We start from the raw sequence: 6,453 nt of genomic DNA, 5'->3' as shown, positions 1-6,453 counted from the left end.
AATGCGTTCCGGTTGGTCACATACGGCGTCGGGCTCAGGCAATCGGCACAACCATAAATCGGGGGGTACGCCCACTAAAACCCCATCGTTAACAACCGCCACCGCACGAGGATTAATCAGCTTGTCCATAAAGACCTCTGACTCATCCATGACGCCATCGCCATCGGTGTCGCTCAAACGCACGATCTGCCCTACGGGGTCATTTTTACCGTTACCAAAAATATCGGGCATGTAACCGCGCATTTCAACGACGTAAAGGCGGCTGTACTCATCCCAGGCCATTGCAACAGGGTCTTCTACCAATGGCTCGGATGCGACCAGTTCAATGTTAAACCCCGGCGCGATTCGGAAGGCCTCTAGGGCTTCTTGCGGGTTTAAAATGGGGGCTGGCTCAGTGTCGAGCTGGGTGTAATCAAGTGTAGATTCCACCTCTGACCCCTGCTGGTCACTGTTAGCCGGTGGCGCCTCGCCAGATGAGCAAGCAACCACAAAAAGAAATGCAGCGAATATAGCGATACGCTTTTTCATAGTGTTATTTATTTGCATTATTAGCACCCTTTAATCAGCCTTCCACTGAATCCCTAAACGCAGTGTCCTGCCTGCATTTGGGAACCCAACGGACGTTTCAAAATTGTCATCCAGCACGTTATCGATTGCTAGATTCATACTGAGGTTAGCGGTGGCCGCCCACGCTAAACGCCAGTCAAGCTGGCGCTGATCGTCCAGCGTTTGGGTAAAGGATTGACCTGTGTGCAACGAGGAGCTAAACACCTCACCCACCCAACGATAGTCTAAACGGGCAGTAAGATCAGAATTTAGAACCCACAGCGCGCCAATCGTCGCCTGCCAATCGGGGCGACCTTCCAGTTCTCGAGCACTACCTACGACCTCGATGTCTGTTTTTGTCAGTGCAAAATCCAGGGAGAGATTCTCGCCACCCTGCCATTGACCCCACACTTCGAAACCCTGAGCGTCGACGCGGTCACGATTCACATTGGTAAAAGCCTGTGGATCAAAATCGATCAGATTCGTGTAGCGATTTTCAAACCACGACACCCCAAGGACGCTTGAGCCCGATAGTTGCCACTCAGCGCCCAGATCAAAGCCTTTGGCTTCCTCTGGTAGCAAATCTGGGTTGCCCACCAGTGCGTGTCCCAAAGCAAAGAAGCTAGGTAACTTAAAGCCCTGCCCCCAGTTGGCTCGCAGTGCCAATGCAGGCGTCAGCTCATACTTAAGGCCAAGCCGAGAGGTGTGCTGATGTTGTCCTTGATCAGTATCGTCATACCGGGTGCTCAAGTTAAGGTCGACATCATCAGCAAGACGAGCTCGCCACTGGAGGAAAACGCCCGTCGTTTCGCGCGACAACCGATAATCAGTGGGAATTAAAAATCCAAAATCCAAATAGCCTTTGCTGTCACCGCTCTCGTCACGGTAATCGGCGCCAAAGCTTAAGCTATGATCATTGCCAAGCTCGGCCGTGTTGACCCAAGAGACCGACTGTTGCTTAAACACGGCATCCGTGCCATTAGCGGGCACCGAGGTGTAAGGAACAATGCCCGGAGAATCTGTTTGCTCTTGATAGCGAAGCGTATTGAGCTTTATATCAGTACGAAAAGTTTCACTCCAATCACGCACCCATCCCAAAGCCGCTAACTCGCTTGTATAATTGCTCCGTTCTAAAGCTGAACTCACACTCAACCTTGGCCCACCACTTTGCTCAGGGTAACTCGTTCGGTCACCGTCAAGCCAATGAAGCTGCGCTGTAAAATCATCGCTTTCACCAATCGACCACGCAGCCATCGCATTGATAAAATCAACCTGACGTTCGCTACCAGCCACCCACTCGCCGCTGTCTCGTGTACCGGCGTTCACAAAGACGCCCACCGGACCCAAATCTGCTCCAGTGGAGAGTTTCAAGTTGTAGTAGCCATCTTGACCACCCTCAAAGCGGACTTTAGGACGTAGAGCAGCGCCAGGTGTCGGTGTCACCAAGTGGATCACACCGGCCAGGGCATCCGAGCCGTGTATTACCGACTGCGGTCCTTTGACGACCTCGATACGGTTCACCTCAAGATCGTTCAGCAAGTTCATATCATAACTCCCACCTCGAACATTCGTGGGGTCATTCAAGGCAACACCGTTCAACAAAATTTTTGTGAAGTTGCCCTCGCCACCACGAATGGACAAAGCAACCAGACCTCCAGCGCCGCCTTGCTCTTCAATTAACACGCCGGGCAGCGTTCGCAACGCATCGGATACTTGCGCCTTGTTGAGTTCGCTCAGGGCGTCAGAATCCAACACAGTGACCGACGCGGCTGTGGCGGAAATACTGGAGGGGGCGTAATTTTCAGTCACAACTATCGTTTCTAAAGGTTGACCCTGCGAAGCTTGATCGGCCATTGCCGACTGGGCCGGCAGAGTACAAACTAAGCTAATCACAATACCCAGATACCGCTGCATTTAATCTCCTAATTTTGATGCTGATTGTTCTGCGACTTGCTGAGCTCGCAAACTGAGTTCTGCTGCTTTGAAAATATGGTTTTGGGTCATCGCCAACTCGGTTCTGTTAACGCAATCGAGAATCAGCTGGCCAAAAAATGGAAAACCAGTCTGCCCTAAACACTCCTCTCGGCGTTCACCCGCGGCGTCTACCAACAGAAGAGTAGAACTCGGGGCAGCGCCGGTAATATCAATATACTTACGCAGCTCGATACTGCCCTCTGTGCCCAGAATAAAGGTTCTGCCATCACCCCAAGTTCTGAGACCGTCGGGCGTATACCAATCAACTCGGCTGTAGAACGAGGCGCCATTATCGGCGGTCATTGAAAACTCGCCGAAATCTTCAAGCTCGGGATAGCCTGGATTGTTGAAGTTCTCGACCCGAGCAAAATTCACCTGCGCATCTGTTGCATTTGCGTAAGTTAAAAACTGTTCGACCTGATGTGAGCCAATATCGGTCAGAATTCCGCCATAGCGGCTCTTCTCAAAAAACCACTCGGGTCGACTGCCCGGATTCAAACGATGGGGTGCAATATTAAGTACCTGCAGCACTCTGCCGATGGCGCCCGAACCGACAAGCTCACCGGCACGCCATGCGGCATCGTTGTGGATGCGCTCGGCGTAGTAAACCCAATACCTTAAGCCCGTATCAGCGACACATTGCTTAGCACGCACAAGCTGTTCAAGAGTTGTGAACGGGGCTTTGTCGGTAAAGTAATGTTTGCCCGCTCTAAGCACTTCGATTCCAATGTCCGCCCGTTCGCTGGGTATCGCGGCAGCGCAAACTAAGTGGATGTCTTGTGCCTGTAAAATAGCCTCGAAGCTGTCCACCGCTTTGACTTCTGGATAGCGCTCAGAGAATGCAGCGAGTCGGTCTGGGTCCGGATCGTAAACATAGCGCAAGGTTGCGCCGGCATCACGTAAACCATTCACTTGACCATAAATATGTCCGTGATCAAGAAACGCTGCGGCAATGCCAAATTCGCCCTCTGCAACCACCCGTTTTGCAGCACCCGTCGGCGCATAATTGGCGCCATCTTTAATGTTCGTCATAACAAGCTTACATCCAACCTAAGGCCACCATAGTGCTAAAGACAACGCTGGATAGCACCGTAAAAATACAGACCAGCATCGCGGCGTTGAAGATTGCGGCACGGCCACCGTCAGGGCGGTCGGCCCCCATATAATCTCGGCGATTATTCAAAAGTAACCAGCCCAAATACGCGATAGGCAGCAAAAACCCGCTGATAGCGGAGGTTGGTAAAATCACATAGGCACCCATCGTCGACCATAAAAACACGCCCAACACAGCGGGTGTAGGCAGTAACGACCACCACCGGTAGGCACGAGAATGCGGCTCTAAATTGAACAACTCGCCAGCGACGGCGCCGCAGCACAGCATATGCATGACCAATGAGCCCACGGCCATACCTAAAATACCGATCGCAAAGATCAAGCGTCCAGTCACTGGGCTTATCCCGGCCTCGGTAAACATCGATGCGGCCTGAGCAGGACTGAGCTTACCCTGAATATCCAGGCCACTGCCGTGCAGTGCGCCAGCGGCAGCAATGGCGATAAGCGTGGTGACCAAGATGTAGGGAATAACCAATCCCATTACAATGTCATAACGCGCCAACTCTCGGTGCTCACGCCCCCATCCTCTCTCGAGCAGGGTGTAGCCGTAAATAAAGGTCATGTTAATGCCGACAGCCGTACCCAAGGCGGCCATAACGGTTGTGACGCCTGCCAGATCAGTGGGAATGCGTCCCGGTATAAACCCTCTTAACACGGCAGCCCAATCCACCTTGCCTTGTAAGGAGGCGTACACAACGACCCACAAGAACGCCAAAACAATGCCCGTACTGAGCCATTTGATCGCTGTTTCGAATACTTTAACGGGACGACCACCGCGACCGTAATTCCATGCCGTGTAGGCGCACACACACCACACAAGAATGGCAAAACCAAATAACCAGAGCTCGCGCGCAGCACCGCTCGCCCCAGACAACTCAACACCGCTTGCGACCGAGACCACTTCTTCGATCATTCCGGCGCTTAGCGGGTAATGTGAAAAGCCCCAAATTACCGAGGAAGCAATAGCAGCAAAGGCCCACAAGAAGGCCAATGTGCCACTGACATGCTGTTTCATTGCCCGATAGGGCTTGACGCCCGTGCTCAAGGTTTGATGCGACAGCGCAAACAGCATGACACAACCAATAATCATGGCGATGGGTTGAACCCACAATAAATCGTAGCCGTATTGCGCGCCCAGTGTCAGTGAGGTAATGGCACTACCACCGCCCAGAGTCATTGCCCCCTGCAACCAACCAGGACCGCTCAAGCGTAAATAGGTGGGCAGTCTGGCCAATGTGGACTTATCGGCTAAAGCCGCGAGCTGTTGCGCTTCGATTTGAGCACTCATTATCGGTCTCCAGGTAGCTGTTTATTATCGGTACGAGCTGTCCATATTGATTTCGGCTTCGACATCTGCCTTGACTCGTAGCGAGGACTGGTCGATTTTTGTTTGCAAATACGCCTGATACTCGCCAGCATCGATTGGAAATTCAATCGTTCGCTGTTGCCATGTCGACAACAACATCGCGTTAGCAATAGACAAAGAGCGTAGGCCCTCTGTCAAAGGTGCAATCAGAGGCTCGTCTTCACGAATTGCATTAACAAAATTTTGCATCAAGACCGCGTGCTGATTGACCTTGCGATCGATAGCCAGCACGTCAGTCACGGTTTCGGGCATCCCAAACATCTGCTTTGTGGTGCGATTGAACATCGCGGTCGAAGGCGTATTTTGAGCCAGACTCAGTTGCGACCCGTCGAACACTAGACTCCCGGCGTCGCCAATGACCTCGAAGCGATTTACACCAGGCGCCTCACCAGTAGAGCCCACAAATACCCCGGTCGCACCATTTTCATATTCCAAATAAGCCGTCACATCATCTTCAACTTCGACTTCGTGAAAACGACCGAACTGGCAGTGCGCTCGCACCGATTTTGGCATACCGCAAAGCCACTGCAGTATATCGAGGTTATGTATGCACTGGTTGACTAATACACCGCCGCCCTCACCTCGCCAGGTAGCGCGCCAATCGCTGACTTGAAAGTAAATTTCGGGGCGAAACCAGTTGGTCATACACCAGTTTATACGAATCAAATCACCCAGAATGGATGACTCAATAATCTCTTTCATGCGCAAGAACAAGGGATCAGCGCGCTGATTGAGCATTAAGGCCGCCACGCTATTGGGTGTGCATCGGGACAGCAAACTCTCACCCTCTTGTATCGATAAGCCCATCGGCTTTTCCATCATGATATGAAGATTGGCGTCAAGCACAGCCCGCCCGATGTCCAGATGGGAGTTTGTTGGCGTGGCAACAACAATGGCGTCGCAGCTTTCCGAATCGACAAGTTCCCGGTAATCTTGATAATGAGCCACGCTCGCAGCAAGACCGTCGGGGCGCTGACTGCGGCTACAAGTCGCCGTTAGTACAGCACCCGCAACATGGCCCTCAACAAGATTCCGGATATGCTGCTGAGCAATGTTGCCCAGCCCAACAACCCCTATACGAACAGACGCCTGTGTCGAACCCAATGTACTCTCCTAAAAACATCGCTACCGGAAAAACCGGTAAAGTGGTCATACCGATTATGCTCTCAAGCTCACGCACTTGTGTCAATGAACCGATCAGTAAGATCGCATGGCCCTGCGTAACCATAGCGCAAAACTTTTGGCCTTACCACTTTACCGGATTGCGGGCTTGGGTTAGTCTTCATAAAAACCTATAACACGAGGGGATCATCCACATGGCGATATTAAAACGCATTCTTGTCGGCTTACTTGTTATTGCCGCACTCATCGCACTTGGCTTATTTGGTTACGCAAAATATACCGGCATTTGGAATATCTTTTTCCCCTCGACCCATCACGACAAAAAAGCGCCG

Annotated in this window: 5 protein-coding genes; all 5 read right to left on the bottom strand. The window is 52.0% G+C overall.

The genetic code is table 11. The features are described from left to right. On the bottom strand, window positions 1–429 hold a 429-nt coding region (locus tag ACTF5Z_RS10890), incomplete at its 3' end, for a DUF7133 domain-containing protein (RefSeq protein WP_438985654.1). A gap of 129 nt (window positions 430–558) precedes the next feature. Next, on the bottom strand, window positions 559–2,460 hold the full coding sequence (locus tag ACTF5Z_RS10885) for a TonB-dependent receptor plug domain-containing protein (protein ID WP_438985653.1): 1,902 nt from the start codon (window positions 2,458–2,460) through the stop codon (window positions 559–561). Then, window positions 2,461–3,552: a Gfo/Idh/MocA family protein gene (locus tag ACTF5Z_RS10880; RefSeq protein WP_438985652.1), complete on the bottom strand. Its 1,092-nt coding sequence runs from the start codon at window positions 3,550–3,552 to the stop codon at window positions 2,461–2,463. Between the two features lie 7 nt (window positions 3,553–3,559). Further along, entirely contained in the window at window positions 3,560–4,921 is a 1,362-nt protein-coding gene (locus tag ACTF5Z_RS10875; RefSeq protein WP_438985651.1) for a divalent metal cation transporter, read from the bottom strand. 24 nt (window positions 4,922–4,945) lie between these two features. Next, a complete protein-coding gene (locus tag ACTF5Z_RS10870) occupies window positions 4,946–6,103 on the bottom strand; it encodes a Gfo/Idh/MocA family protein (protein ID WP_438985650.1) in 1,158 nt (385 codons plus the stop codon). Window positions 6,104–6,453: the final 350 nt, after the last annotated feature.

The organism is Aequoribacter sp., from assembly GCF_965659035.1.
GTDB lineage: Bacteria > Pseudomonadota > Gammaproteobacteria > Pseudomonadales > Halieaceae > Aequoribacter.
Note: the sequence above shows the minus strand (reverse complement) of the source record. Positions and strands in the feature narration are given on the sequence as shown.

Excerpts from the sequence above, each read along its gene's own strand:
- ACTF5Z_RS10885 (WP_438985653.1), bottom strand. The coding sequence starts at position 2,460 with ATGCAGCGGTATCTGGGTATTGTGATTAGCTTAGTTTGTACTCTGCCG.
- ACTF5Z_RS10880 (WP_438985652.1), bottom strand. The coding sequence starts at position 3,552 with ATGACGAACATTAAAGATGGCGCCAATTATGCGCCGACGGGTGCTGCA.
- ACTF5Z_RS10875 (WP_438985651.1), bottom strand. The coding sequence starts at position 4,921 with ATGAGTGCTCAAATCGAAGCGCAACAGCTCGCGGCTTTAGCCGATAAG.